This window comes from Paenibacillus sp. FSL L8-0638 (genome assembly GCF_038593075.1).
GTDB classification, from domain to species: domain Bacteria; phylum Bacillota; class Bacilli; order Paenibacillales; family Paenibacillaceae; genus Paenibacillus; species Paenibacillus polymyxa_D.
In genome coordinates this window covers 4,752,382-4,778,118 of the sequence record NZ_CP151960.1, presented here as the reverse complement: position 1 = coordinate 4,778,118, position 25,737 = coordinate 4,752,382, and the positions used below count along the sequence as shown (strand labels likewise).

Below are 25,737 nucleotides of genomic sequence, written 5' to 3'. Positions count from 1 at the left end.
TATAAGGGAGGCCTTTTTTGTAATTTTTGCAGAAGATGATGAACAAAGTCGCAAAATGTCGAAATGTAATTAATATTACCTGTTGGCGAAATTTAAAATGATGGATATACCTAGAAAATAGTTATAAATACCCAATTATGTTGGTTTTGATTGTAAGGTTAAAAATCTTCGCATATAATTGAGCCGTAAGACCTATTAATTATTTTTGGATAAGGTACATAGGAGGGTTTTTGTAATGGATGAAGTAGGTCAATTGTCGTTGGCAAGGCAGATGGATATCGTTTTAAAAGAACTGGATAATGAACTGGCGGGTTTGTCGTCAGGCATCGTATTTGTACAAATACGTAACAATGTAGTTGGGAAGTTTGGGATTCGCCATAATCCGCTTGCAGGTAAGGGTGGCACGTTTGCAGCAGTAGAACCGGGGTTATCAGCAAAGCATCGGGAGGATTTTCGGCGTATGGCCCTAGAAACGCTAAATCATAAGCGTAGCTGGACTCATGGTGAGATTGCTTTCGATTTTGCCATAAGACAAGGAACGATTTTGGTAGATGCAACACTGGAGTCCAACTACAACATGGCGAATCTCATGATCCGCTACAACAAGCCTACATACCGAGCGGCTAATTCGGAATAATCATCAATATGAGGATTTTGCAAAATCCTAATTTAAAAAAGAGAAAAGGCGGCCTTCCTAGGGAAGACCGCCTATGTTATATGCCCGTTATAACGCATTTTGGTAAATTACGATGAACGGAATGCTCATGTGGAATAATGACGCTTATTGACCTGAACGTCCTGATAATTGCTGTTCGGCCAGCTGTACCAAGCGTTTAGTGATATAGCCTCCCAGAGAACCAGCTTCACGGGATGGCATGTCACCGTAGTAACCATCTGCCGGAATGGTGATGCCCAGCTCTTGTGCAGCTTCATATTTCAATTGTTGCAGTGCGTTGTTGGCTTGAGGAACAACTAGGTTGTTACTGCGACGACTTCTGCCTTGATTAGCTTCATTCATGTGTAGTCACCTCCTTCGGCTGTGATGAGGTTAGTATGCGACAGAGTTATGAAAATATGCGCCGAAGGAAGGAAAGTGACTAGAGGGAAATTACGGATATATGATATGAATCTGAGTTTTGAGGTCGATGGATTGCTTAGGCTCCAGACGGATCAGCCCGCCTCCTTCAACAGGATCAGGTAAATTAGGAGCATCTGACAGCCAGGTATAAGGCTCAATGCAAAGATACTGATCGCATTCACCTTTGGTGTATAACACCCAATACTTAAAGTATTGCTCATCTGCTGTGTAGCTGATTTGATAACCGTCGTCACGAGTCAAAAGAGCTACAGCAGGGCCTTCCGTTGCCCGCAGCAACGTATCTAGATTAGTTCCTTTCAGAGAAAGACCCGAAGAGAGCTGTTCCAAGTCATTCAACGAAGTAATGATACCTGTAGGTAGCTGTTCAGCATCCTGTTCATATACGCCGTTTACAGGTAGCTTTAGGCGCCAGCGCTCAGGTTCTCCGTCCACCATAAACCAAGTGTGATATCCCAAGCCAAATGGGGCTGCTTTTTCACCCAAATTGGTTACGCGCAGTGTTTGACTTAATATAGCACCCTGCAAGCGATACGTCATCTCCAGACGCAAAGGAATGGGGAATTGTTCCATCCAGTGCGGATCACTTTCTGTCAAAAGCTCGGTAGTGACACTGCAACCTTCTTCATCCTCTTCAATATCACTGCAGCGCCAGGATTGATTACGATGCAGACCGTGTATATGATTGTCATTGGCTGTATTTCGGTCGAACTGGTAAGGAACACCGTCAAACTCAAATTGTCCTTTGCGAATTCGGCCAGGAGGAATCAAAATGGGCAAGCCAAAATGATAAGGCTTTTGTAAATAAAAAGCCAATTCTTCCTCACCGGGCCGACGTACGATATCCCTGTCGAGCTTCAGATCACGCACTGAGATAATATTATTCCCGAGGCGAGGGATCATCGTAACTTCCAGTTCACCACTATGTAAAACATACGTGTCGTAACCGTTCCAGTGTTCTTTGGTCACTTGTTTCATATCCATGCTCCTTTGTCCACTATAATCGGTTGAAGCTTCGTGTCATTATGATAACAGATTTTTGATCGTAGGGCACAATCGTCATTTGACAATAACATTATGCGGAATTATCATTAATGTAGTTTAGAAAGTAATGACATGGATAACGCGATGATGAGGACAAGTAAGCTTTCGCATAAGCTCTTCAGAAAGCCGGTGGTGGATGGGAACCGGTGAGCCTGCACTGCTGAATGGACCTTGGAGTGCCGCACAGAACAGGAGTTTACTGTCCTCAGTATGACGGCCGATTGCTCCCCGTTAACGGAGCTTTAAGATTGCAGGCAGCCACGGAGCATAGCTCCGACAAGTAATAGGCTGACGGCAATGAATAAGGGTGGTACCACGGTCTCGCGTCCCTTGAGGATGCGGGGCCTTTTTGCGTTCTAATTTTGAAATAACAAGGAGGAAGAATATGAAAACTGTACTTTCAGGTATTCAGCCTAGCGGACAACTTACTTTGGGCAATTACATCGGCGCAATGAAAAACTTTGTCAAATTGCAAGAGGATCACCAATGTTACTTTATGGTTCCAGATCTTCATGCGATTACCGTACCGCAGGAACCAGCTCAATTACGCGAGCAGTCGGAGGCGGTAGCGGCATTATTTATTGCAGCCGGTATTAACCCAGAGAAATCCAACGTCTTTTTACAATCCCATGTTCCTCAGCACGCTGAGCTGGGATGGTTGATGACAACACTGACGAATATGGGCGAGCTGGAACGTATGACTCAGTTTAAGGACAAGGCTGCTGGCAAGGATTCCGTAGGAGCAGGGTTGTTCGTATATCCGTCGTTGATGGCAGCTGACATTTTGCTCTACAACGCTGATCTCGTCCCGGTGGGCGAAGATCAGAAACAGCATCTGGAGCTGACACGGGACTTGGCGGGCCGCTTTAATCATCGTTATGGAGATTATTTTACAATTCCCGAGCCGTATATCCCTGAAGTAGGGGCGAGAATTATGTCCCTGGATGATGCATCCAAAAAAATGAGCAAGAGTAATCCGAATGCAGGCAGTTTTATTGCGCTACTGGACGAACCGAAAGTCATACGCAAGAAAATCAGCCGCGCTACGACCGATTCTGGCAGTGAGGTTAGATATGATCTGGCCAATAAACCTGAAATTAGTAATCTAATGAGCATTTACAGCCAGTGTTCCGGTTTGTCGCTCCAAGAAGTGCAGGATCGTTATGAAGGCCAAATGTACGGGACATTTAAAAAAGAACTGGCAGAGACGGTTGTGGCTATGCTTGAACCGATTCAGCAGCGCTATCGCGATATCCGGGAATCCGGTGAAATTGGACATATTTTGGCCCAATCCGCAGAGCGTGCACAAGAAGCTGCTGAAGTCACGCTGTCTGCGGTCAAAGAGCGCATGGGCTTTCTGCCACGTCTACGCTAAAGCATATTGAGGCGAAACGAATTAGGCCTTTTATAGGATTGGATTAGGAGCGGCGTTGTCGGGCTTTGACCACGAAACCCCAGCCGATATTGCCGACAGATAATAGCCCCAGTAGAATGGCAAGCCATGCGGAATAACTGATGGCTATAGCGGCTGCCGTCAGCAGGACAATGGATGAAACGGCGAACCATAGGGATAAACCTTTGCTCATTGGTAAAAACCTCCAGTGTTCGAATGTTGAATTTCAGGAATAAGTAGTTGTAAGCGAGCCATAATAATCTTGCAAGCTTGCAATGAACCTCACTCACAAAGAACTGAAAGGAGATTCAAATATGAGCAGACGTCGTTCAAACAACCTGCAAGTACCGCAGGCCAACGCCGCTTTACAACAATTAAAATATGAGGCAGCTCAAGAACTTGGCATCACCATCCCTCAGGACGGTTACTTCGGTAATGTTGTTTCCCGCGAAACAGGTTCTCTTGGGGGATATATTACGAAAAAGCTAGTCCAACAAGCAGAACAATCCTTGTCGGGCAGCAGCCGTTTGCAGTAATACACATAAACACTCCATCTTGGAAGCTGTATTATGAGCAACTGTCATGAAGAAAATCCGGAGCGATCATGCTCCGGATTTTTTTTACGCATGGCTTATGACCATTGTGAATCACGCAAGTCCGCTTCGTCAAGAGGGCGCTTTCATGAGATGTGATTTTTGGCGCGAATGGCCAAAAAAACAGCAAGCTCCCAGATTAAGGGGGAACTTGCTGTCTCTTGTTCATACGGCTGGTTGTTAGCTTGTAAGCAGATTTTAATTCGTATGCAGGGAAAGGCGTTTTTGCATCTTTTCGTCACTGAGCCATCCGATATAACTGTTGATCAGCCCGAACTGCTTATCCATCGCGACCACAGCCACGAATGGATATTGCCTCCGGTGTCGATACCTGACGTCACCCCATCGCACAATGTAGCCCCATTCCAGTTCTTCCACCTCGGCAACGGCAAAGGAGGAAAAATAGCGAAATGCCTGCACATCGCGATAGGATTTGGATGCTTCTACGGCAGGATGTGTGGATGGAATCGCATGTTTCGTCCAAAATAAGTGTGTGCCATTTAATCCGCCAATATCATAACTTCCATTCTGATGAGCTTTTACCACATGCCACCGGTTCCACGATACGGTGGGAATGATATAATAGATGTCGCCCTCCTGACGCTCGTTGTCCATATCACGTACCGCTTTTCTGGTTATAAAATGGCTCCAGGTTCGCCAAATGTAATATAGGCCAATAATAACGTACAGCGTAATAAATAAGGGAGCGGGCGGAACCAATCCGATGATCCACAGCATTATCGCAGCAACATGGGTGCCAAAAATAAAGGGATCGAAAATATGGATGATATTCCAAGATATCCACTTGTTTGTAAACGGTCGGAATGCCTGTGTTCCGTACGTATTAAATAAATCTGTGAATACATGCAGGCAGACGGCAATCGTTACCCATAATGCTACATGACCTGGGGGCACATCTCTGAAGATCAGGCAAATCAGTCCTGTTATGGACAAGATCCATATCAACCAGAACGGAATTGAGTGCGACAGTCCACGGTGATTGCGAATGTAGGCTGCGTTATTTTTCAACCGAAGCAAAGTGTCAAAATCCGGAGCTTGTGATCCTACGACTGTAGCGAGCAGTACGACTGCGGCCAACTTTGGATCTCCGGCGACGACAGGATCAGTGTAGGCCAGCCCGGCCAATCCGATTCCCATGACAAAGTGTGTGGCTGTATCCATATCTGTCGCTCCTTTTGTATTGTTTCCTGTACTTATTACTACCCAAATTTACTGTAAACGATCAGCAGGGGCGATTTGCCATCGGAATTGTGAACGTTTTGTGCGTTTTCTGTCAAACTTTTTGGGGTAGGTATATGATAAAATTTATATCGGAGTTCAACTTACTCCCGAATTCATACATCTCTAAGGGGGAGTTACTCACAATGGATAATATAAGTTATAAGACTTCTTCGGATGCGGCTACCTATTCTGTAAAATCTAAACCACCCGGCAAAGCGGGCACTTGGAAAGATTTTATTACAGTTACCAAGCCAGGCATCCTTCGTACCAATCTGGTTGCAGCCTTTGGTGGTTTTTGGTTAGCATCGCAATGGGACGTTGACTATATAAAGCTAATTCTTACACTTTTAGGTACAATGCTGGTTATGGCATCTTCATGTGTTTTTAACAACTATTTTGACCGTGAGCTGGATTTGAAAATGGAGCGTACACGTAATCGCTCACTGCCAACAGGGCGTCTGACCCCTACAACGGTGTTGTCATACGCTATTATTTTGGGTGTTGTCGGGTTAGCTGTTCTATTCTTCTTCTCTGGTGTAAAGGCAGGGTTACTGGGATTACTTGGTATGTTCGTTTACGTCGGTATTTATACACTTTGGTTGAAACGTTCATCTACATGGAGCACATCCATCGGTGGTATTTCTGGTGCAATGCCTCCTGTAATTGGTTATGTTGCCGCTTCGGGTCGTATTGATATGGGCGCTTGGCTTTTATTCGCTCTCCTGTTTTTATGGCAGCCGCCTCACTTCTGGGCACTTGCTATTCGCAGAGTTGAGGAATATCGCGCAGCAGGATTTCCGTTGTTGCCAGTCGTAAAAGGTATCCATCGGACCAAGATTCAGATGATTCCTTATATTGTATTGCTGATTCCGGTACCCATCCTTATGTATGCTTATGGATATGCCGGTATGATTTTTATGATCGTGTCCGTGTTACTGTCCGTGCTGTGGGCATTCTATGCCTTTAAAGGTTTTACGATTAAGGAAGAAGAAACGGATTCCTGGGCCAAAAAAGTATTTTTCTTTTCCATTAACCATCTGACACTCAGCTTCTTGCTGATGATCGTCGATACGGTTCATAAATTCTAATGTCATTTTAGAGGCATTTTATAGTACACCATATAGCTGTCCAACAGGCATGAAAGCGGCCTGAGGACAGCTTTTTTTGTTATTCAAGACTAAAGAACAGGTGGCGGGTATATAATGTATTCTTCCAATCCTGCTTTTTCCAATTGAGCGATCACATATTCGTCTGGAGTCCCTTCTACGCCAGCGTATCCTTTGCGGGTATACATATGGTAGGCATCTGGAAAAGAGTCTGCAAGCACACCCCTTATTTTTTTCCCTGAGCTGTCATTGTCCATAAATAAATATATTTCGTCGTGCTTGGCTCGCTTGTGGAGGGATTCCAGTTTTATAGAGTTTAGTGTGCCGAAGGTGCATAAAATGTGAACCTCCGGGTCAAGTAATCGGCGAAGTTTGCTGCGGTCATTTTTCCCTTCGACGATCACGGTTATCGCCATTTAAGCTCACCCCTTGTCTGATACATATGCTCGAAATTCCCCGGGAAATGAAGAATATGAGTATAGTGTAGCTCCAAATAGGGTTCTCATGCAAAAAATAACAAAACAGCCTGCCAGAAGTGGCAGGCATGGGTACAAGGGGCAACATGTTAGGGCAATTTAGACATTAAAACCAGCAAGTACGGAGAATGATGACGAGCAGAATATAAAGAACAAGAATGGTGCCAGTTGAAGTTCCAAAAACAGGGCAAGGGCTTACAGGATGACAGTGGCTCACAGGCTGCACCTCCCTTTATTAGTGAATGTTCAGTCAAAATAGTCTATGTGGATAGGGGGATAGTGTACTGTGCATCTGCCCTCTGGAACGGCATTTTGGGCTTTAAAGATAGCATTTTAGCATACCCACTGCCTCAGACTAGCTAGGAATGATAAGGTCCTGTGGCAGACAGTGGCGGTGTCGGAGATATGCGCTTAACGGGAACGAATAGCAGGCCAGCCATCAGAATCAGAAATGCGATAAAAAAAGGGGATATGTGATCCGGAAGCTGACCCGCCAGTACAGGCCCGGCAAAGGAGCCGATTGACGTTGCAATGGATTGCAGGGCAAAGGTTTTGCCCAATCGAGCACCTCCAATTCGTATGAAGAGAGAGGCCAGCGCTGGAAAAATGATGCCTTTGGCTGTTCCCAAAATAAACAGGATGATGCCTATTGTCGCTTCGGGCGTGGTGGCGAGTGCATAGAAGCTTAAAGACATCAGAATAATGCCACAGAGTAGCCTGACCATCGGTGAATATTTGTTCAGAAAAAGCAAACTAAGCGTACAGAGTGCTCCCAAACTGATGATGGAAAAGAGCAATCCGGTGGACATCATGGACGCAGAACCGTTATTCCGTAATGGGATCTCATAAAATAAAATGCCTTGTGCGCACGCCAAAACAAAAGGTAAAAGCAGGTAACGCCAATTGAATGGTAACCGCGTCTGTGCTGCCGAGAGTGGAGCAGGTGTCGTATGACCATCAGATAATTGGGCCTGCGGAGCGGGTGCTTTTTTGGGTAAGGTGAAATAAGCCATAAGCCCCGTGATTACAAGAATGATGCCAAGGGAACTAAATGTCTCGCTAAAGCCAAAACTGGCTACGATAAATGCGCCTGCGGCTGGAGACAGAACAGAGGCCAACGTATGGACGACACCATGCCCCGACATATATTTACCCTGCGTAACCGGATGATCAGACAGTTGCGCCAGCATGGCCAGACAGGCTGGAGATAAAAAAGCCAACACATAGCCACTAATCGCACGCAGAAAAAGTAATTCCCACGGTGTATGGATGTACGATTGAATGATCAGGATCAGGCCTGCAGCTGTCAGGCTGAACATAATATATCGGCGACTGCCGTGTTTGTCGACTTTGGGACCTGCCATCAAATTTCCAGGCAGGTGAGTCAGAGAGTAAATCCCCATCATCCAACCGATAAAGGTAGGAGCTGCCCCCAGAGAGATGGCGAATGGCGTCAAAATAGGATATTGCGCATGCAGATCAAAAAAGGCAATGAACAAAAAGAGATACAGCCAGAGGGCTGTTTTCATGTGAATGACCCCCTTTCCCTAATGTAAACTTTCATGTTACTTTGTATTCTTTCATGTTACTTTGTATTGGCCCTTCCTAAGTTGTACGCTGGATTGGACGAACATAGACCACTTTGTATGGACAAGAATTGAAAGACAAGGTATGTATAAGACCTAAGCTGACAGGACATTGCGTAATCATGTATAATTACAGAGACAATTTTGCAATTCGAATCATGTAGTTGAAAACGGGAGTGTAGCGAAATGGATAAGGGCGTCTGGACAGAGTTTTTGGAACATAATTGGCAGATTGTTCAAGATAATTGGCTGTATATATTAATTGGGCTTGTCCTATTGTTAGTCATATTGAAGGTTGTAAGAACTCTCATAAAATGGCTGATTGTCATCGTCGTAATTGCAGGCTTGCTTATCTACAGTGGCATTTCCTTTGAACAGGTCGGCAAGGTCGTTACTCAGGCAAAGGATGATGCGATTAACAAGGTTCAGAGTGAGGCCTTGAACATGATGATCAAAGAGGGACGGGATGCCCAATACACATCCAACGCGGATGGTACGTTTTCGGTAACCAGCTCCAACTTGGAAGTGAAAGGTCCATTTGATGGTGACAAGGTCAAGGTATGGTTTCAGGGGATGTCGCTGGGCGAGTGGAGTATGGGCGATACCGTCAAGAAATATATCGAAGGTGCGAAAGGCTCGGCTGTAACACAGTCGCCACAGTCGCCGTAGAGACAGGAGGAACACAATGAAACCATCCTGGCTGGAGCCTATTCTTCATTGGAATGGCGTGACGGTGTTTTTAATTGTCATTGTACTGCTGTCGTTGATTCAGGGCTGGAGACGAGGAGCTTCCAGATCTGTAGGGGCGCTGTTTAGTCTTATTGTGGATGGCATACTGACTGTAGCGGGTATTTTGTGCTCGCTCGGATTAGCCATGTGGCTTTCACCGAAGGTGCAACAATGGCTGGCAGCTTACATGGAGCATTTGCCACAGCGAAAACTAAGTGGGATTGAGCAATTTTATTATACGCTTGTGGCGGGGATAGAGGGTTTTCCGCTGCTGCGGTTCGCCGTATTGTTCATGCTCAGTTATGCTATTGCCCAGTTTATACTGCGTGCCATTTATGTGTTGATGGTAGGTGGCAAGTCAGATTCCTCCCTCCATGAGCATCCAAAAAAATCGGGCTTTTTCAGCAGGGTGGCAGGGGCCGGAATAGGTACTCTTATTGGTGGAGCTCGCGCCATGATGATCATAGCCCTGCTGTTCATAGGCGTTAGTCTGTACCCAGACAGCGGGTTTAGCAGCTACGTACAAGCTTCGCCGATTTATAAGCAAGGTGCGCAATCGGTCATTGAGCCGTTGTCCGGGACTCTGATTAAGGATAAGCTGCCCGTATTTACGCAAGCTGTTACCAAGGAATTGAATGGTATCATGCAGCGCAAATATGAAATAATCGACCGGGACATTCCAAGCGATATCGTTCAGGCAGCGGCCAAGATTACAGAAGGGGCTAGCGGTGACGAGCAAAAAGCTAGAGCGTTGTATGAATGGGTAGGCACCCGTATTAGCTATGATTACAGTAAGGTCGAAGCCTATGAGCAACGTGGTGACTGGCATGAACAGACTCCCAGAGATACGTTTGATACACGTAAAGGAGTGTGCATTGATTATGCCCGCCTTTACTCAATGATGGCTCGTTCGCAGGGGCTACAGGTCAAGGTTGTAACAGGCCTTGGGTACAACGGACAGGGAGGATACGGGTCCCATGCTTGGAATGAGGTATATTTGAGCGGACAGGATCAGTGGGTACCGCTAGACCCGACCTGGGCACAAAGTGGAGACTGGTTTAACCCGCCCGGTTTTGCCCAAACACATATTAAGGATAAAGTGATTTAAGAAGGAGTGGAAAAGGGCACATGAGAAAGATAGACAACGAGCAGGGAACAGACAATGGGACGTCTGATCGAAAAAGATTCAGCTTTCGGATCAATCTGTTCTTTTTCAGCTCGTTCATTATATTTACAGTCATCATTGTAAGATTGGCGATACTTCAATTCGTGGATGGACCTCAGCTTAAGCAGCAGGAGGCCAGTAATGTTACCAAAAATGTACCACTTACGCCGATTCGCGGAACGATTTATGATTCAACCGGACAGAACAGGCTGGCGTATTCGACACCTGTACAATCGCTGTATATCACGCTCTCCAAGAACTATAGTGACAGCGTGGAAGAAAAGCGTAATCCAGATAAAAAATTGTTGCCTGAGTTGGAAAATATGACGCAAAAGCTGGCTAATCGGTTTGCTGAATATGGCGATAAAAACGAGCCAAAAATGACAGCAGAACAAATTATGGATGCTATGGACCGGAACTATCAACGGCTTAGCGGCTTTACGCCTCGTCTGATTAAAACGAATCTCAGCAAAGAAGAAGTCGCCTATTTTATGCAGCATAAGAGCGAGTTTCCCGGAATAGATGTGGTCGAGGAAACCGTACGCCATTATGATCCTGATACAGTAGCTGTTCAAACGGTCGGTTATATTAAAAGCTACAAAAGTGCACGTGAAACGTTGGATAAATATAAGAATATTCAAAAATCCATGTCAGCTGAAGATGACCCGGGCCTCATTTATATGGATAACGAATCTGTTGGTTTTGATGGGCTGGAATATCAATATCAGGAACAATTACGAGGGAAAAATGGTTATAAAACGGTCCCGATTGATCCGCGTAATATGCCTGAAGGCGTAGATTCTGTTACACCTCCGCAAAAAGGGGATAATGTCTATTCCACGATTAACAAAGAAATTCAGGTGAAGACTGAAAATGCTATCATGGATCAATTGAGATGGCTTCATACACACGCTGTATCTGGCAGGACTCATCCTTATGCTAAAACAGGCTTTGCTGTGGCAATGGAAGTGGATACAGGAAATGTGGTGGCGATGGCTAGTATGCCGGATTATGATGCGAATTATTGGCAAACGGGTACGATTTCAAAAGACAAATATGAAGAAATAAAACATGTGTATCAAAACGCTACAATTAAGAATGTTGGCTCAGGCCAATCTGGACAGCACCCAGATTCTACCGTGCTTCTCGGATCAACTATTAAACCGCTGTCTGTTCTTATTGGATTGGAAGAAGGACTGTTTACAACAAATACGTATTATCAAGACACAGGAGCAGCCTATTTCGGACGTAATAACTCTGCACGGGTGCGGAACTCATCTGGTCATGTGTACGGTTCAATGGACCCGGCTACCGCTATACGTCATTCCTCTAATGCTTTCATGGTCGATATGGTTGGCAAGCGCTTATATAATAAATACAGAAATAATGCTACAGAAGACCAGGGCGTTAACGTATGGGATCGTTATATGAAGGAGTTTGGATTAGGTGTTTCTACTGGAGTAGATTTGCCCGGTGAGTTCAAGGGGCTTTTAGAATATACGAAAAAAGACGAGTCAGCCCTCTCCAAACTGGCATATGCTTCCTTTGGTCAACAAGGTAAATATACACCTATGCAACTTGCCCAGTACACAACGATGATTGCTACTAAGGGCAAACGGATAGAGCCGCATTTGGTCAGCCAAATTAAAGATACCAACGGCAATGTAGTTCAAACATTTAAGCCGAAGGTTCTAAATGAGGTGAAATTTCCAGATGCCTACTGGAATGAGGTTATACGCGGGATGGCAACAGATGTCAGCGCATTTAAGGGTTTCCCTTATGACTTTGCTCGTAAAACGGGGACATCACAGCAGAGTGTAGGCAGAGAACTGAAAGATAACGGGGTATTTATCGCCTTTGCACCACGCCAGAATCCTAAGCTGGCCGTAGCCGTTGTCATACCTGAAGGAGGCTTCGGAGCTTGGAGCGCCGGACCTGTGGCGCGTAAAATCTTTGATGCTTACGACGAAGTGTACGGTCTGGACGGGGTGCCTAAGAAAAAGGATGCCACAGCAACCGATCCTAACACTACCAAACAGCCATAATCATTTTATACGATATCATTTCATAAAAGCTTCTCTTAGCCTTTGGGCTGAGGGAAGCTTTTTTATGCTTTTTCTACGTTTTCTTACAAAATTGTCATCTTGAAATTCATTGTTTATGGCTTTGGATATGGTAGGATCAGGAATATAAAAACCTAACTGAAAGGAGTAATGACCAGCTAATATGGACAGAGGAAGTTTGGATAAAAAGTTTTCATTTAAAAAGAAAAATGTTGAAGAGAATGAAGAGTCACGAAAAAAACGGACGGTTTTACGAACCAACCTGCTGTTTTTTAGTGCTTTTGTGCTGTTTGCCCTGATCATTACCAGACTAGCTGTATTGCAGTTTGTACAATCGGAGGAGCTGAAAGGCCAGCAGCAATCCGTAAATACGAAAAATGTCCCGTTAGCCCCGAGTCGCGGCACGATTTATGACTCCACAGGTACGGTTAAGCTGGCGTATTCGACTTCAGTACAGTCCTTGTATGTAACTTTATCTAAGGATTATAGCAAACGTACGGAGAAAGATCGCAAGCCGGGGGAAAAGCTGCTCCCTGAGCTTAATGCTTTTGCTGCCAAGCTTGCTGCCAAATTAAACGAACTGGGTCGTACCGAAGGAGAGCAGCTTAATGCAGAGGAAATAAAAAAGAGACTGGACCCGGACTATAATCAATATAGGGGATTTACCCCACGTTTGGTCAAATCCGACTTGAGTCGGGAGGAAATTGCTTATTTTCTGGAACATCGGACAGAGTTCCCTGGTGTAGAGGTTGTAGAAGAAAGTGTACGTCATTATGACCCGGATCGGGTGGCGGTACAAACGATTGGATATATGTACAAGTTCAAAGGAGCTCGAACGAACCGGCCCAAATATAAAGAGCTCTATGAAGCGAATTCGGAGGTTTTAAAACCGGCACAGGTTTATTCGGAAAGTGAAACGGTCGGATATGATGGCTTGGAGCTTCAGTACCAGGACGAGCTGAGAGGAAAAAACGGATATAAAACGGTAGAGGTCAATCCTCGCAGCATGCCGGAGGGCATTGAATCCATTACTCCTCCTGAAAAAGGACATCATCTGTATTCCACCATCAACAAGGAAATTCAGCAGAAAACCGAACAGGCCATTATGGATCAGCTTCGCTGGCTTCATACTCATGCCGTATCGGGGAAGCTTCATCAAGACGCAACCACTGGCTTCGCTGTAGCGATGGAGATAGAGACCGGAAATATCGTGGCAATGGCCAGTATGCCGGATTATGACTCTAATGTATGGAAAAGTGGAAGTACCTCACCTTCGGTATATGACGAAATTCAGCACAAAATGGGAAATGGAACAATTAAATCTGTACCTAGCGGAAAAGCGGGTCCACATCCAGAATCCTCGGTGCTTCTGGGTTCAACCATTAAACCGCTGACCGTGCTGATCGGGTTGAAGGAAAACCTGTTTTCCCCCGGACAGACTTATCAGGATACGGGAAGTGCGTACTACGGTAAAAATCGCTCCAGCCGGGTTGGGAATTCTGGCGGACATGTGTATGGTTCATTGACACCTAGCAGGGCAATTGAGGTCTCGTCGAATACGTTTATGGTAGATATGATCGGCAAGCCAATGTATGGCAAATACGGAAGTAATGCAGGGGTGCATCAGGGAATTGACGTATGGGACAAATATATGAAGGAATTTGGATTAGGCGTACCGACAGAAGTAGATCTGCCGGGCGAGTGGGCAGGCAGACTTGAGTATACGAGCAAGCATGAAAGTGCACTGACACGTTTGGTACAGGCATCCTTTGGTCAGCAGGGAAAGTATACGGCCATGCAACTGGCTCAGTATACGACTGTGCTGGCAACAAAGGGTAAGCGCATGCAGCCTCATTTGGTCAACAAAATTGTAGATGATCAGGGGAATCTTGTACGTGAATTTAAGCCGAAGGTGCTGAATGAGGTCGCTTTTTCAGATACGTACTGGAATACAGTGATTCGGGGTATGGCTACCGATGTTAAAGCCTTTAACGGATTTCCTTATGACTATGCCCGTAAAACAGGGACTTCTGAGCAGGTGGTGGGACGTACGGTTAAAGATAATGGGGTGTTCATCGCTTTTGCTCCACGTCAACATCCGAAGCTGGCGGTAGCGGTCATCATTCCTGAAGGGGGCTTTGGCGCGACGAGCGCGGGACCGGTTGCGCGTAAAATATTCGATGCGTATGACGAAGTTTATGGGCTAGATGGTACTCCTAAAAAGCCTCTGGCAGCCAAGTAAGGACTTGAATACTTTTGTGGGCTTCTCTTTTTCATGGTAAAATGTCGTTGGACATAAGGGACATACAGGAGGAAGAGAGACTATGGGAGAAAACCAATATAAATACAAACTGCTTGCGCTCGACATGGATGGAACTTTACTGAATGATAATCATGAAATTTCCCTGGAAACGATTAACTGGATTAACAAGGCGATTCAGGAAGGGATTCATGTATGCTTATCCACCGGACGTGCTGCCATGCATGCTCTGCCTTACGGTCAGCAACTCGGCCTGGAGACACCCATGGTAACCGTAAACGGCAGTGAGGTGTGGAAATCACCCCACGAGTTGTGGCGCCGGTATTTACTTGATAAGGAGCTCGTTCGCAAGATGCACCAGATTGCCGTAGAAACAGGCTCTTGGTTCTGGGCTTACTCAACGGAGGAATTATATAATAGGGATCGTTGGCCGGATACATTGGACACACAGGAGTGGCTCAAATTCGGTTATAATACGGAAAATGACGAAATTCGTCACCAAATTTTGCTTCAGCTTCAGGACATGGGTGGACTTGAGATTTCCAATTCTTCGATGACAAATCTGGAAATTAACCCGGCTGGTATATCCAAAGCCAGTGGCATCGCTGAAGTGTGCGATCTGCTTGGCATTACTCTGGAGCAGGTGGTTGCCGTTGGCGACAGTCTGAATGATCTGGCAGTGATTCAAGCGGTTGGACTGGGCGTAGCAATGGGGAATGCTCAGGATACGGTTAAAGAAGCCGCTGATTTGGTCGTGGCTTCGAACAATGACGACGGCATTGTAGAAGTGATTCGTGATTATGTGCTTGTGTAATAAAACGAATGATGCAGCTAGCAGGATGAATGGACGAGAAGGAGGAGGCCCATGGACGTTGTAGGCTGGATTGTTGTTATTGTGCTATTCATTGTGGGCATGGCCGGGGCGGTATATCCCGTATTGCCGGGGGCGCTCGCCATCTATTTTGCATTTTTTGTATACGGCTGGTTTTTCTCGTTTGCTCCATACAATGCATTGTTTTGGATTATACAAACACTAATCGTCGTTGCCCTTTTTGTTGCGGATTATGCTGTGAATGCGTGGGGAGTTAAGCGATTTGGCGGCTCGCGCCTGTCGGCGATACTGAGTACCATCGGGATTATTATTGGTCCCTTCATTATTCCGGCATTTGGTCTGATTTTGGGACCATTTATTGGCGCTGTGCTAGGTGAGCTGATAAGCAAAGCCCCACTGGACCGAGCTATAAAAGTGGGCTTTGGCTCTGTATTAGGCCTTTTTACCAGCACCGTGATGAAAGTGATTTTGCAGCTCGCCATGATTATTGTATTCTTGATTTGGGTGCTATGACCCGAGATTCGTTATCATTTATTATGTTTTGCAGAGACAGAATCGACATGCGGCTCCGCACCGGTGATGGCTCAGGCCATGACTGTTTGTGCGGGGCTTTTGCATGCGTGTGAACAGCAAGAAAGAAGGGAACGCATTTTGTCCAATAAAGAAACATTCCTTAAAGGTACGCTTATTTTAGCTGCTGCCGCCTTGGTGGCCAGAGTGCTTGGTCTGGTACAGCGTGTTCCATTGGAGCATTTGCTCGGTTCCGTCGGGAACGCCTCGTTTACCATTGCGAACAACGCTTACTTGATGCTGCTCACGGTGGCTACGGCCGGCATTCCAAGCACATTGAGCAAAATGGTTTCAGAACGTTATGCGTTGGATCGGCCTTCGGAAGCGCGACGTGTGTATCGTGCGGCTTTGATATTCGCGGCCGCGGCAGGCATTATCATTACAGCACTGCTGTATTTTGGAGCGCCTTATTTTGCCGAGCATGTAGCAGGGGTTCCGCAATCCGCTTTGGCCATTCAGGCTTTGGCACCAGCATTACTACTGTTCCCTGCCATTGCTATGATGCGTGGATACTTCCAAGGGCGCGGTAATATGACCGCAGGCGGTATTTCACAAATTGTGGAGCAGGTTGCACGGGTAGCGACCGCTATTATACTCGCTTTTATTATTTTGAAGCTGGGTTATGGAGATCGCGAGGTTGCAGCTGGGGCCTCCTTTGGGGGTGTCATGGGAAGTCTTGGCGCTCTGGCGGTCATGTTGTACTATACGGTGAAATTGCGTCGTCAGGATCGCCAGGATCGTCAAGATCAATTCCAAGAGGAAAGCTCCGCGCTACCGATGATGCGCATTTACAAAGATATTTTCAAGCTTTCCATTCCGATTGTATTGTCGTCTCTGACGGTTCCGGCGGTTAACTTTATTGATACGTCGATTGTGGTGAGACTGCTATCTGGTCAAGTCGGATTGGATCAGGCGACTACTCAGTTGGGTTATCTAGGCTCTCGGGCACAGAGTGTGGCGGGGATTCCGCCGATTTTGGCCATTGCGCTCAGCCAATCGCTTATTCCGATCATTTCAGCGGCATTTGCTCGTAAGGATGAGCAGCATTTACAAAATCAGATGACGCTGGCTTTGCGTATCTCTATTTTGACTGGAATGCCGATTGTGCTGGCTTTATGTGTGACCGCCTATTCTATTAATGGTTTACTGTTCAGCTCGCTTGGAGGCAGTGGTATCATCGCTGTTCTGACACTCGGAACGATATTCCAGATTACGATGATGACTTCTAATTCAATACTGATCGGTATGGGGAAGCCGCGTATTTCAATGGTGAATGTCATGGTCGGGATCGTCGTCAAGTTTGCAGCGAGCTGGCTGCTGGCTGGTTGGCTTGGGATTTACGGGATCATTGCCGCAACCGGATTATGTTTCCTCGTGATCACATTGCTGAATTTGCGTGTGCTTAAAGGGATTGTCTCCTTTTCCATCATGGGCCGTCGCTGGGCAGGGTTCTTAACCGCAGTCGTCGTCTCGGGAGCTGTCGGATACGGTGTAAATGAAGCCTGTATTCTGCTGGTGCATCTGATGCCTGCGCGTGTAGCCTTCTTCATCGCATGCTGCATTGCCGGAGCGACTGTACTGGTATGCTACTTGCTGTTGCTGGTTGTATTGCGCGTATTGCGCAGGGACGAGCTGGGCAACTACCCACGTATGTTGCAAAAGGTACTACGTCCGTTAATGCGCCTACAGCGTGAGTCCACAGGACAGCGAGGCTAAAAGAGTCCTCGAGTCTTTCAGTGGAAAGGTTGCAGGCTGTTATGGGCAACGCGGGCCATTGCTGTTTTTTGTATGCCATGGCGATGTTCGTGGCGCATGGCAAATAACAGCGGTCGCCTTGGTTCGCTTAGATGCCCAAGTGTGGATCCGTCCTGAAACCAGTCATACCGGGGGATTGGATCATAAGCTGTATCGGACCAGACGGCGTTCAGCTCCGGGCTGTACAGACGTTGTCCTGGCAGTAGCCATTCATGTGCTAAAAGCGTTGCACTTTCATCTGGAGAGTGCAACGCTTTTTGTTCATTCGGTGTGAACAATCCGGGCCAATAGTCGCTACGTGAACCGGTATGCGGCACACTGTTAGCGAATGCTGATACCTGATCCAGCACCTGCTCATGGCCGAAGAGCATAGCATAGAGACTTTTGCCAAAGCCGATCCGCTCGTCCAGATGACCGAAACGCTCCATCACTAGTCCAGCAAGTCCACCGTTCAGCCCAAGTGGAAATATAACCTGATTAAGCTGGAGCCAGTCATGCAAATAAAAGCCGGGCTTGTGTGTCACAAATTTTTGAAAATACGGATCTTTTACCACACGTCCTTCAATATAGTTTTGTTCATTAATGATGAGCGCAACGGTCAACAGAGAGCTATCCCGCCAAGCCCAGAAGCGTTCCCAAAAGGGCTTCATGAATGGCGAAACGTGAAAATAAGGCAACAAATGAAAGCAACTCCGACCTAAATGACGGCTGTGCATGTAAAGTTGCAACTGCGGATAAGCGTCTTGAAAAATAAGGGCGTTACAGCGCTCCAGTAGCCGATACAGCCATTCCTTTTCCTGTTCGCCGAACAGGTTGCCAATCAGCCCCCCTTTCAGATCGGTCATATGATAGCCGCCATTACGAGAAACCAGGTGGGCCAGTAATGCCCAGTGTAACTCCGGGTAGCCACGATAGCATTCAAGGTAAGCAGCAGTGCGGGTAACGTTGCTGCGATTCTCCTGTGCTGTATCGTTCTTGATCCGCTCCAGCAGCTCACAGTCTGTTTCGCATAAGGGCATATTCAGAGAAGAGGGACGCGTAGCGGGTCCGTTCACCAGCATTAAAGCTTCAGCTTCATTCATAGCGGCCTGTGCTGTATGATAATCCCACGCTAGTTCACGCAAAGGGTAGCGTAATTTGCGGGATTCGGTCCAGGCTGCCCGTTTGCCTTCCCAAGCTTCCTCTGCAACACGGGGAACGGAACTCAGTAACTTTAGCCCTCCTTGAAGCTGTCGAGATGCTGTGTGGAGCCATTCGGTAAGAGACATGACTAAATAACCTCCTTTCCAACTGCAAGCATCCCCGTATCCTGCTAAGTATGTTGGGTATGCTGTTAGGATGTCGTCGCTTATGTGGATTCTTAAGTATATCTTTAGTATGCCTCAATGAGAGGGCTTCCAATCGGTATGTAGGCAGAATGGGGGAGTGTGCAAAAGTTTCACTTGGCGTTACAATAGAAAGTGCAATCTCTTCAGCACAAAAAGAATTTAAGGAGGAATCATCCATGCAAAAAATCGTCTCTCATGAAGACTTTAATAAGGCAATATCCACTCCGGGCGTTACGGTGGCTGTATTTAAGGCGGACTGGTGTGGGGATTGTCATTTCATTGATCCGTTCATGCCTGATGTGGAACAACAATATGCAGATAAGCTTACATTAATTGAGATTGATGTAGAACAGGCCGAAAGCGTCAGTCAAGAGCAGAATGTATTGGGGATTCCTAGCTTTATCGCTTACAGTGAAGGGCGAGAACTGGTACGTCTGGTGAACAGACTGCGCAAATCCCGCGAGGAGATTGAGCAATTTTTGGATCGGGCTGTTGAAGTCCATGCGAGCTTGGCAAAATAATGAATGCTGTACATGCATACATGAAGGTTCCAAATTGAATTTTAAACATCAAGACATTCAGAAAGCCGCTTCCTTTCAAGGGGGCGGCTTTCTCACGAACACGTTCACATTTTGTCAACAAAGCTCGTATGTCAAGGAACGATATATCAGTTATAATTACTATAAGTGATCATTTCACAACATATAAAGTGAATAAATATTATATTTGGAAGGATACGGGTGAATTTGAATAACAAAATTAGAATATTAAAATGGCTGGCACTCGTAACATGTATTGTCATGTTTTTGGCTACCTTCGGTGGAGGTGTTGTGACGCGGACGGATTCGGGTCTCGGCTGTGGCCGGGAATTCCCGCTGTGCAATGGTAAGCTGGTTCCGGCACATACGATCGCATCCCTTATTGAGTTCTCTCACCGCTCCGTCAGTGCCATGGCCGGGATTCTTTCTATCGCCTCATTTGTTGGCTTTTTGCTGTTTATGAAGCATCGGAAGGATTTACAGCTATTCTCGCTGCTCACGCTCTTGTTTGTGATCATACAAGGTGCAATGGGGGCGTTGGCTGTTATCTTCTCCCAATCGGCTGCAGTCATGGGACTGCATTTTGGCTTTGCGCTTATCGCTTTTGCCAGTGCGACTATGATGACGCTAGGGGCCTGGCAGGAGCATGCGGACTCACGCCACACTCCGCGTCTGATTCCTGGGCCTGTCAGTCGGGGCTTTCGTAATTTTATATGGCTATCGACGATCTATACCTATATTGCTGTCTATTCAGGGGCGTTGCTTAGTCACTCGGTCATCCAGAAGGTTGTAAATATTGGGGGGTTCATATCTCCACTGCTGCTTCATCAGATTTCAGCCGGTCTGCTGTTTGTCATTATTTTGGCTGTGGGTCACTACTCATACCGTTATCACCCGAATCACCGGGATATCCGTATATTGGGTGTCGTATCGGTCTTGTTAATCCTGCTTCAAGTGGTGATTGGAATTATCTTGTTGTACGTCAACAGACCTGAAATCTACATGTTTATCGTGCTGGGGCATATGCTGGTGATTGCATCGTTGTTCTCCATCTTGGCTTATCTGAGCTATCGTGTATGGCAATTGTCACCGGATCGCAAGCTTGTTCCGACCCAAGCCCAACGTACCTAAGCATTTCATAGATCATAGTGAAGCGGATTTTTGCCCAAGTGGCGTTTAAACACGTATAATAGCATATAAGAAACAAACCAGGCCCACGAGTTTCTCGAGGGCTTGATTTGCTTAGGAGGAATCGTCCAGTTGATCTACCAGAATTTGCGCCAATTTATTGAAGCGCTGCGTAAAGAAAATCATCTTAAAATTATAGAGGCACCTGTCGATCCTTACTTGGAGCTGGCTGAGATTCATCGAAGAGTCATTGAGGAAGAAGGACCGGCACTGCTGTTCACGAATGTAAAAGGAACCCCATTTCCTGTAGCCAGTAATCTGTTTGGCACGAATCGCCGTGTGGACATGGCTTTTGGCCCGCGCCCAGAGCAACTGATGGATGCGATTGTAGGAGCAACCAAAACATTGTTTCCACCTACACCCAAAGCATTGTGGAATGAACGTGGCCTGATTAAGGACATGCTAAAAGTAGGGCTAAAAACAGTATCTCATAGCGAGGCCCCTGTATTGGGAGTTCGACGTACAGAGGCTCCGTTGGCACCACTGCCTAAAGTGACCAGTTGGCATGAGGATGGAGGGCCGTTTATTACCCTTCCACTCGTGTATACCGAGAAGCCAGGTCAGCCCAAGGATCATAATCTGGGGATGTACCGCATTCAGATTTACGATGATCAGACGACGGGCATTCACTGGCAAATTCATAAAGGCGGCGGTTTCCATTATCATGAAGCAGAGCTGCGTAATGAGCCGTTGCCTACGACGATTATCATCGGTGGCCCGCCTGCCCTGATTGCGTCTGCCATTGCTCCAGCACCGGAAAACTTGCCTGAGCTGTTGCTGGCTTCGCTTATTATGGGAGGCAAGCTGCCCATGACAGAGGACCCGCTTGGGGGTCATCGGATTCCAGCAGAAGCAGAATTTGCAATCAGTGGTTATGTGCCACCTCATGAACGCCGTCCAGAAGGCCCGTTTGGTGATCATTTTGGATATTATTCATTACAGCATGATTTCCCTGTATTTCATGTCAAACATATGCATCACCGCAAGGATGCCATTTATCCGGCAACCATTGTAGGTAAGCCTCGGCAAGAAGACTACTATCTCGGTGAGTTTTTGCAACGTCTGCTGTCGCCTGCCTATCCGCTTGTGATGCCTTCCGTCAAGTCCCTGTGGGCGTATGCGGAAACGGGCGTACATGCGCTGGCAGCGGCAGTCGTACGTGAAAGCTACTCCCGTGAAGCGCTTGTATCCGGTTTTACTATTTTGGGTCAAGGTCAATTATCGTTGACCAAGTTCCTGATGCTGACGGATCGAGTCATTGATTTATCTGACTTTAACCTGCTGCTGGAAACCATTCTGGAGCGATTTAATCCAGCAAGGGATTTATTTATTTTCAATCACACGTCACACGATACACTCGATTACACAGGCCGCAAGCTGAATCATGGCAGTAAGGCGATCCTGATGGGAATAGGTGAGCCTGTACGTGAATTGCCTCGTGCCTATGAGGGAGGCGATCTGCCGGGGATTCGTGAAATTGAACCCTATTGCGGAGGTTGCCTCGTCGTATCGGGTGCGTCTTTTGAGCAAGAGCCAGAGCTGGCGGCACGTGTTTTGGAGCGATTAGCTGCGGGTGAGCAAGAGTGGCCGCTCGTTTTCATTGTGGACGATGCCAAGGAAGTCGTTCGCTCTCAAGCCTCGTTCCTGTGGACGGTATTCACTCGCTTTAACCCGGCTACGGATATGTACGCGGACAGCGAAGTGCGTTTGCATCATCTGAACTATAAGTTGCCGATTGTAGTGGATGCGCGTATGAAGCCGGGATATCCGGATGAGGTGTTACCGCGTGAGGATATTGTTAAGCTTGTAGATCAACGATGGACAAGTTATTTCGCTTGACGCCCTAATTAAACCTACAGCCGGATTTTACATTTATAAGGAGGCGTAAGCATGATACGCAAGCTACTGGGTGAGCCGCCACGTGTGAACAAGGGCATCCTGCTAGATGCCATGAATAGCATGTCAGATATGTTAAACCTGCTGGAGCGGCAAATTCAGGCTGGTGGAGATCCGACCCACGACTTTCGGAAGGCGGATATTTTGACACGTGGTCTAATGTCATCTCTGGATGAACTGGAGCAGAGCCATCATGCTGCCGCCTTTTTCCGTATGAAAGTGAAAGCCGGATATGCTGAAGATATGAGTGAGGATGAAAAATCCGATTATGCATTGTATGTTTTCTTTTATAAGGATGGGTTTGTGAGGGTATTTTCCATTTTGGATAAGCTGGGCAACTGGCTGAATGATCTGTATGATTTAAAAACAGGGCAGTATAAGGCGCATTATTCGTATTTTACCGTGTTGCGGCAGTTCAAGTATCTCAAAATGCATCCTGTATTGACCGATAATTTAAATGATATCAAGGATACATACAAGGATGCCATCAATCGGCTGCGTAAGCGGCGGAATACGGAGATACACTATATGAATACGGAAATGCAGGATGATCTCTGGCAACGACACCGAGCTTTGTATGGAAAAATCCAACTGGAGGACCTCGATCACCATTTGGAAGATTTGCAGCAGGGCTTGGAAATGGTGTGTCGGTCGTTGTCAATCGCCTTTACTTATACTGCGAAACAATGGGAGAACCGGGCAGTACGCCCAAAAATATGATAGAAAATATCCTTTGACAAAGCAATGTAAACTATCTATACTGAAACCTAGTTTCAGAAAAATGCTTGAATTATGTTTTTTTATATAAACTTAACGGACAGCTAAAGCTGGAGTTTAACATATTTTTCTTATCCAGAGAGGTGGAGGGACTGGCCCGATGAAGCCCGGCAACCCGTTTTTTCCCGGTGTAACACACTGGGAGGGAACATGATGGTGCTAATTCCTACAAAACCGCTAGAGTTATAGCGATTTTGGCAGATGAGAAAAGGATCGCAAGGTGGGGCCCTTTTCATTCTGTGAAAGGGGCTCTTTTTTGTATAAATAAATAGCGATTTTATACAATCCTGAGAGATGACAACTGGTTAAAAGGGTAAGGAAGAAGTGAAGGGGGTCGCAGCACGTTGATAGAGCTTAAGCAGTTAACCAAGCATTATGGCAAAGGCAACCGACGCGTTAATGCGCTGTCAGGGTTGAATCTTTCCATAAAGCGTGGAGAAATATTCGGAGTGATTGGTCACTCCGGGGCAGGGAAAAGTACATTGATCCGCTGTATTAATTTATTGGAACGCCCTACTTCAGGTGAAGTATGGGTAGACGGGGTAAACCTCACTACTGTGAGTCAATCCCAGTTACAAATGCAGCGCCGAAAAATCGGAATGATTTTTCAGCATTTTAATTTGTTGTCTTCGGCGACGGTATATGACAATATTGCATTTCCGTTGCGGCTGGTAAACACGCCCAAGCAGAAGTTGGACAAGAAGGTCCGTGAACTGCTGGAATTGGTGGGTCTCGAGGAACACAGTGGAAAGTATCCGTCACAGCTCTCAGGTGGACAGAAACAGCGGGTAGGAATTGCGCGGGCGTTGGCTAGTGATCCTCATGTATTGCTGTGTGACGAAGCGACTTCAGCGCTTGATCCACAGACGACGGGGTCTATCCTGAAATTGCTGCTGGATATTAATCAGCGCTTTAATTTAACCATCGTGCTCATTACACATGAAATGCATGTCATTCAAAGCATTTGTGATAAAGTTGGCGTCATTCATCAGGGTGACATCGTGGAGCAAGGTCCGGTGGCTGAGGTATTTTTGAAGCCACAGCACCAGGTAACCAAGGACTTTATCCAGCGGGAGTCAGAACATCCTGAGGAGTTGCAGGCAGCGATTGCGGCAGCAGGTGGCGGCGAGTCGGCGCAGGTGGTACGTATCTCCTTCTTGGGCAGCAAAACATATGATGCGATTTTGTCGCGTACGGCTCGAAGCACTGGGGTTGATTTTGCGATCTTGCAGGGAACCATATCTACCATTAAAAATGTACCCTATGGTCAGCTAATCGTTCGTTTTGAAGGAAATCATGAGGATATAGAGCATACGCTGCGCGAAGTGTCTGGGCAAGGACTTGATGTGGAGGTGATCGGACAATGAGCGAACTTGATTTTTCACAAGTGAGTTGGGAAGAGCTAGGGAATTCTACGCTGGAAACCCTTCAGATGCTCGGTGCATCCGCATTGTTCACCCTCATTATTGGTTTGCCGCTCGGCATATTATTGTTTCTGGCGAGCCGCTCCTCGTTGACTCTGATGAAGGTGATATACATTGTATTATCATTCATCGTTAACATTTTACGTTCCGTGCCATTTATCATTTTGATCGTTGCACTTATTCCTTTTACACGATCGCTGGTAGGTACCTCGACCGGGGTGTTGGGAACCATTCCACCATTGGTTATCGGGGCTGCTCCATTCTTCGCACGTCTTGTCGAAACGTCTCTGCGTGAAGTGGACAAGGGTGTCATTGAAGCCGCACAAGCAATGGGGGCCTCGACAGGACAAATTATCCGGCGTGTGCTGTTACGTGAGGCACTTCCGGGACTGCTAGCCGCATTAACCATTACCGTCGTTACACTCGTATCCTACACGGCAATGTCCGGGATGATCGGGGGCGGTGGACTGGGTACACTGGCTATCAACTACGGCTATTATCGTTATGAAACGGCTGTAATGATCGTTGCGGTCGTGCTGATGGTCGTATTGGTTCAATTGCTGCAAATGGCGGGAGACCGTCTCGTGCGGCATTATACTCGAAAATAGGGAAAACATATAGATATCCTTATTGATCAGGACGTCTGCTCCTGAATATTACAAATTATTGGAGGGG

Annotated in this window: 24 protein-coding genes, 1 pseudogene and 1 riboswitch; of the genes and pseudogenes, 17 read left to right on the top strand and 8 right to left on the bottom strand. The window is 46.6% G+C overall.

Going from position 1 to position 25,737, the window contains the following annotated elements:
• Positions 1-235: 235 nt before the first annotated feature.
• Entirely contained in the window at positions 236-637 is a 402-nt protein-coding gene (locus MKY35_RS21225; protein WP_013311862.1) for a hypothetical protein, read from the top strand.
• Positions 638-781: 144 nt separating this feature from the next.
• Here MKY35_RS21225 and MKY35_RS21220 read toward each other — a convergent pair whose 3' ends face one another.
• Together MKY35_RS21220 and MKY35_RS21215 are read right to left on the bottom strand one after the other, a co-directional pair.
• Entirely contained in the window at positions 782-1,018 is a 237-nt protein-coding gene (locus tag MKY35_RS21220; protein ID WP_013311861.1) for an alpha/beta-type small acid-soluble spore protein, read from the bottom strand.
• A gap of 90 nt (positions 1,019-1,108) precedes the next feature.
• Positions 1,109-2,074 (bottom strand): aldose 1-epimerase, encoded by a 966-nt coding sequence (locus tag MKY35_RS21215; RefSeq protein WP_342444765.1) that lies wholly within the window; start codon positions 2,072-2,074, stop codon positions 1,109-1,111.
• A 451-nt stretch (positions 2,075-2,525) separates the two neighbouring features.
• On the opposite strand from MKY35_RS21215, the gene trpS reads away from it, so the two are divergent.
• A complete protein-coding gene (trpS, locus tag MKY35_RS21210; RefSeq protein ID WP_029518204.1) occupies positions 2,526-3,515 on the top strand; it encodes a tryptophan--tRNA ligase in 990 nt (329 codons plus the stop codon).
• Between the two features lie 43 nt (positions 3,516-3,558).
• On the opposite strand, the gene MKY35_RS21205 is transcribed toward trpS, so the two are convergent.
• A complete protein-coding gene (locus tag MKY35_RS21205) occupies positions 3,559-3,726 on the bottom strand; it encodes a hypothetical protein (RefSeq protein WP_165179068.1) in 168 nt (55 codons plus the stop codon).
• Between the two features lie 121 nt (positions 3,727-3,847).
• On the opposite strand from MKY35_RS21205, the gene MKY35_RS21200 reads away from it, so the two are divergent.
• On the top strand, positions 3,848-4,069 hold the full coding sequence (locus tag MKY35_RS21200; protein ID WP_013311857.1) for an alpha/beta-type small acid-soluble spore protein: 222 nt from the start codon (positions 3,848-3,850) through the stop codon (positions 4,067-4,069).
• Positions 4,070-4,324: 255 nt separating this feature from the next.
• On the opposite strand, the gene MKY35_RS21195 is transcribed toward MKY35_RS21200, so the two are convergent.
• Entirely contained in the window at positions 4,325-5,308 is a 984-nt protein-coding gene (locus MKY35_RS21195; protein WP_342444764.1) for a metal-dependent hydrolase, read from the bottom strand.
• Between the two features lie 203 nt (positions 5,309-5,511).
• Between MKY35_RS21195 and cyoE the strand changes: the two genes are divergently transcribed.
• Positions 5,512-6,456: a heme o synthase gene (gene cyoE / locus MKY35_RS21190; RefSeq protein WP_013311855.1), complete on the top strand. Its 945-nt coding sequence runs from the start codon at positions 5,512-5,514 to the stop codon at positions 6,454-6,456.
• A gap of 89 nt (positions 6,457-6,545) precedes the next feature.
• Here the strand turns inward: cyoE and MKY35_RS21185 are convergent, their stop codons facing one another.
• The 3 genes and pseudogenes from MKY35_RS21185 to MKY35_RS21175 form a co-directional block, all read right to left on the bottom strand.
• Positions 6,546-6,890, bottom strand: coding sequence for a toprim domain-containing protein (locus MKY35_RS21185; protein ID WP_029518206.1), 345 nt, complete (start codon positions 6,888-6,890; stop codon positions 6,546-6,548).
• Positions 6,891-7,056: 166 nt separating this feature from the next.
• Positions 7,057-7,131 (bottom strand): annotated as a pseudogene (locus MKY35_RS21180) (sporulation protein YjcZ); the annotation flags it as partial.
• Between the two features lie 178 nt (positions 7,132-7,309).
• Positions 7,310-8,479 (bottom strand): MFS transporter, encoded by a 1,170-nt coding sequence (locus MKY35_RS21175; protein ID WP_029518208.1) that lies wholly within the window; start codon positions 8,477-8,479, stop codon positions 7,310-7,312.
• Between the two features lie 243 nt (positions 8,480-8,722).
• Between MKY35_RS21175 and MKY35_RS21170 the strand changes: the two genes are divergently transcribed.
• The 7 genes from MKY35_RS21170 to MKY35_RS21140 all read left to right on the top strand — a co-directional run bounded on the left by MKY35_RS21170 (position 8,723) and on the right by MKY35_RS21140 (position 17,871).
• Positions 8,723-9,205 carry a hypothetical protein gene (locus MKY35_RS21170; protein ID WP_053326064.1) on the top strand — a complete coding sequence of 161 codons (483 nt, stop codon included), beginning with the start codon at positions 8,723-8,725 and terminating at the stop codon, positions 9,203-9,205.
• Positions 9,206-9,221: 16 nt separating this feature from the next.
• On the top strand, positions 9,222-10,373 hold the full coding sequence (locus tag MKY35_RS21165; protein WP_342444763.1) for a transglutaminase domain-containing protein: 1,152 nt from the start codon (positions 9,222-9,224) through the stop codon (positions 10,371-10,373).
• 20 nt (positions 10,374-10,393) lie between these two features.
• Positions 10,394-12,475: a penicillin-binding transpeptidase domain-containing protein gene (locus MKY35_RS21160; RefSeq protein WP_342444762.1), complete on the top strand. Its 2,082-nt coding sequence runs from the start codon at positions 10,394-10,396 to the stop codon at positions 12,473-12,475.
• A gap of 181 nt (positions 12,476-12,656) precedes the next feature.
• Positions 12,657-14,735, top strand: coding sequence for a penicillin-binding transpeptidase domain-containing protein (locus MKY35_RS21155; protein ID WP_342444761.1), 2,079 nt, complete (start codon positions 12,657-12,659; stop codon positions 14,733-14,735).
• Positions 14,736-14,817: 82 nt separating this feature from the next.
• Positions 14,818-15,567 carry a Cof-type HAD-IIB family hydrolase gene (locus MKY35_RS21150; RefSeq protein ID WP_342444760.1) on the top strand — a complete coding sequence of 250 codons (750 nt, stop codon included), beginning with the start codon at positions 14,818-14,820 and terminating at the stop codon, positions 15,565-15,567.
• A gap of 51 nt (positions 15,568-15,618) precedes the next feature.
• A complete protein-coding gene (locus MKY35_RS21145; RefSeq protein ID WP_039272710.1) occupies positions 15,619-16,098 on the top strand; it encodes a DUF456 family protein in 480 nt (159 codons plus the stop codon).
• Positions 16,099-16,236: 138 nt separating this feature from the next.
• Positions 16,237-17,871 (top strand): polysaccharide biosynthesis protein, encoded by a 1,635-nt coding sequence (locus MKY35_RS21140; protein WP_342444759.1) that lies wholly within the window; start codon positions 16,237-16,239, stop codon positions 17,869-17,871.
• A gap of 17 nt (positions 17,872-17,888) precedes the next feature.
• Here the strand turns inward: MKY35_RS21140 and MKY35_RS21135 are convergent, their stop codons facing one another.
• Positions 17,889-19,178 (bottom strand): DUF2515 family protein, encoded by a 1,290-nt coding sequence (locus MKY35_RS21135; RefSeq protein ID WP_342444758.1) that lies wholly within the window; start codon positions 19,176-19,178, stop codon positions 17,889-17,891.
• Between the two features lie 236 nt (positions 19,179-19,414).
• Between MKY35_RS21135 and MKY35_RS21130 the strand changes: the two genes are divergently transcribed.
• The 6 genes from MKY35_RS21130 (at position 19,415) to MKY35_RS21105 (ending at position 25,670) form a co-directional block, all read left to right on the top strand.
• Entirely contained in the window at positions 19,415-19,759 is a 345-nt protein-coding gene (locus MKY35_RS21130; protein ID WP_025723593.1) for a thioredoxin family protein, read from the top strand.
• Between the two features lie 219 nt (positions 19,760-19,978).
• On the top strand, positions 19,979-20,908 hold the full coding sequence (locus MKY35_RS21125; protein ID WP_342444757.1) for a COX15/CtaA family protein: 930 nt from the start codon (positions 19,979-19,981) through the stop codon (positions 20,906-20,908).
• 129 nt (positions 20,909-21,037) lie between these two features.
• Complete coding sequence (locus tag MKY35_RS21120) at positions 21,038-22,804, top strand: UbiD family decarboxylase (protein WP_025723591.1); 1,767 nt, start codon at positions 21,038-21,040, stop codon at positions 22,802-22,804.
• A 51-nt stretch (positions 22,805-22,855) separates the two neighbouring features.
• The gene (locus tag MKY35_RS21115) at positions 22,856-23,581 is read left to right on the top strand and encodes a Cthe_2314 family HEPN domain-containing protein (protein WP_342444756.1); all 726 of its coding nucleotides are present in this window, start codon (positions 22,856-22,858) and stop codon (positions 23,579-23,581) included.
• 125 nt (positions 23,582-23,706) lie between these two features.
• Positions 23,707-23,846, top strand: a riboswitch (SAM riboswitch).
• A gap of 136 nt (positions 23,847-23,982) precedes the next feature.
• Positions 23,983-25,005 carry an ATP-binding cassette domain-containing protein gene (locus MKY35_RS21110; RefSeq protein WP_165148501.1) on the top strand — a complete coding sequence of 341 codons (1,023 nt, stop codon included), beginning with the start codon at positions 23,983-23,985 and terminating at the stop codon, positions 25,003-25,005.
• Positions 25,002-25,670: a methionine ABC transporter permease gene (locus tag MKY35_RS21105; protein WP_025723588.1), complete on the top strand. Its 669-nt coding sequence runs from the start codon at positions 25,002-25,004 to the stop codon at positions 25,668-25,670. The genes MKY35_RS21110 and MKY35_RS21105 overlap by 4 nt, the downstream gene beginning before the upstream one ends.
• The last annotated feature ends 67 nt before the right edge of the window (positions 25,671-25,737 follow it).

What these genes read in the sequence shown, in the direction of transcription:
- MKY35_RS21205 (WP_165179068.1), bottom strand. Translation starts at nt 3,726, where the DNA reads ATGAGCAAAGGTTTATCCCTATGGTTCGCCGTTTCATCCATTGTCCTG.
- MKY35_RS21170 (WP_053326064.1), top strand. Translation starts at nt 8,723, where the DNA reads ATGGATAAGGGCGTCTGGACAGAGTTTTTGGAACATAATTGGCAGATT.
- MKY35_RS21165 (WP_342444763.1), top strand. Translation starts at nt 9,222, where the DNA reads ATGAAACCATCCTGGCTGGAGCCTATTCTTCATTGGAATGGCGTGACG.
- MKY35_RS21175 (WP_029518208.1), bottom strand. Translation starts at nt 8,479, where the DNA reads ATGAAAACAGCCCTCTGGCTGTATCTCTTTTTGTTCATTGCCTTTTTT.
- MKY35_RS21215 (WP_342444765.1), bottom strand. Translation starts at nt 2,074, where the DNA reads ATGAAACAAGTGACCAAAGAACACTGGAACGGTTACGACACGTATGTT.
- MKY35_RS21130 (WP_025723593.1), top strand. Translation starts at nt 19,415, where the DNA reads ATGCAAAAAATCGTCTCTCATGAAGACTTTAATAAGGCAATATCCACT.
- MKY35_RS21115 (WP_342444756.1), top strand. Translation starts at nt 22,856, where the DNA reads ATGATACGCAAGCTACTGGGTGAGCCGCCACGTGTGAACAAGGGCATC.
- MKY35_RS21105 (WP_025723588.1), top strand. Translation starts at nt 25,002, where the DNA reads ATGAGCGAACTTGATTTTTCACAAGTGAGTTGGGAAGAGCTAGGGAAT.
- MKY35_RS21220 (WP_013311861.1), bottom strand. Translation starts at nt 1,018, where the DNA reads ATGAATGAAGCTAATCAAGGCAGAAGTCGTCGCAGTAACAACCTAGTT.
- MKY35_RS21200 (WP_013311857.1), top strand. Translation starts at nt 3,848, where the DNA reads ATGAGCAGACGTCGTTCAAACAACCTGCAAGTACCGCAGGCCAACGCC.
- MKY35_RS21145 (WP_039272710.1), top strand. Translation starts at nt 15,619, where the DNA reads ATGGACGTTGTAGGCTGGATTGTTGTTATTGTGCTATTCATTGTGGGC.
- MKY35_RS21160 (WP_342444762.1), top strand. Translation starts at nt 10,394, where the DNA reads ATGAGAAAGATAGACAACGAGCAGGGAACAGACAATGGGACGTCTGAT.
- MKY35_RS21135 (WP_342444758.1), bottom strand. Translation starts at nt 19,178, where the DNA reads ATGTCTCTTACCGAATGGCTCCACACAGCATCTCGACAGCTTCAAGGA.
- MKY35_RS21195 (WP_342444764.1), bottom strand. Translation starts at nt 5,308, where the DNA reads ATGGATACAGCCACACACTTTGTCATGGGAATCGGATTGGCCGGGCTG.
- cyoE (WP_013311855.1), top strand. Translation starts at nt 5,512, where the DNA reads ATGGATAATATAAGTTATAAGACTTCTTCGGATGCGGCTACCTATTCT.
- MKY35_RS21185 (WP_029518206.1), bottom strand. Translation starts at nt 6,890, where the DNA reads ATGGCGATAACCGTGATCGTCGAAGGGAAAAATGACCGCAGCAAACTT.
- trpS (WP_029518204.1), top strand. Translation starts at nt 2,526, where the DNA reads ATGAAAACTGTACTTTCAGGTATTCAGCCTAGCGGACAACTTACTTTG.
- MKY35_RS21150 (WP_342444760.1), top strand. Translation starts at nt 14,818, where the DNA reads ATGGGAGAAAACCAATATAAATACAAACTGCTTGCGCTCGACATGGAT.
- MKY35_RS21155 (WP_342444761.1), top strand. Translation starts at nt 12,657, where the DNA reads ATGGACAGAGGAAGTTTGGATAAAAAGTTTTCATTTAAAAAGAAAAAT.
- MKY35_RS21225 (WP_013311862.1), top strand. Translation starts at nt 236, where the DNA reads ATGGATGAAGTAGGTCAATTGTCGTTGGCAAGGCAGATGGATATCGTT.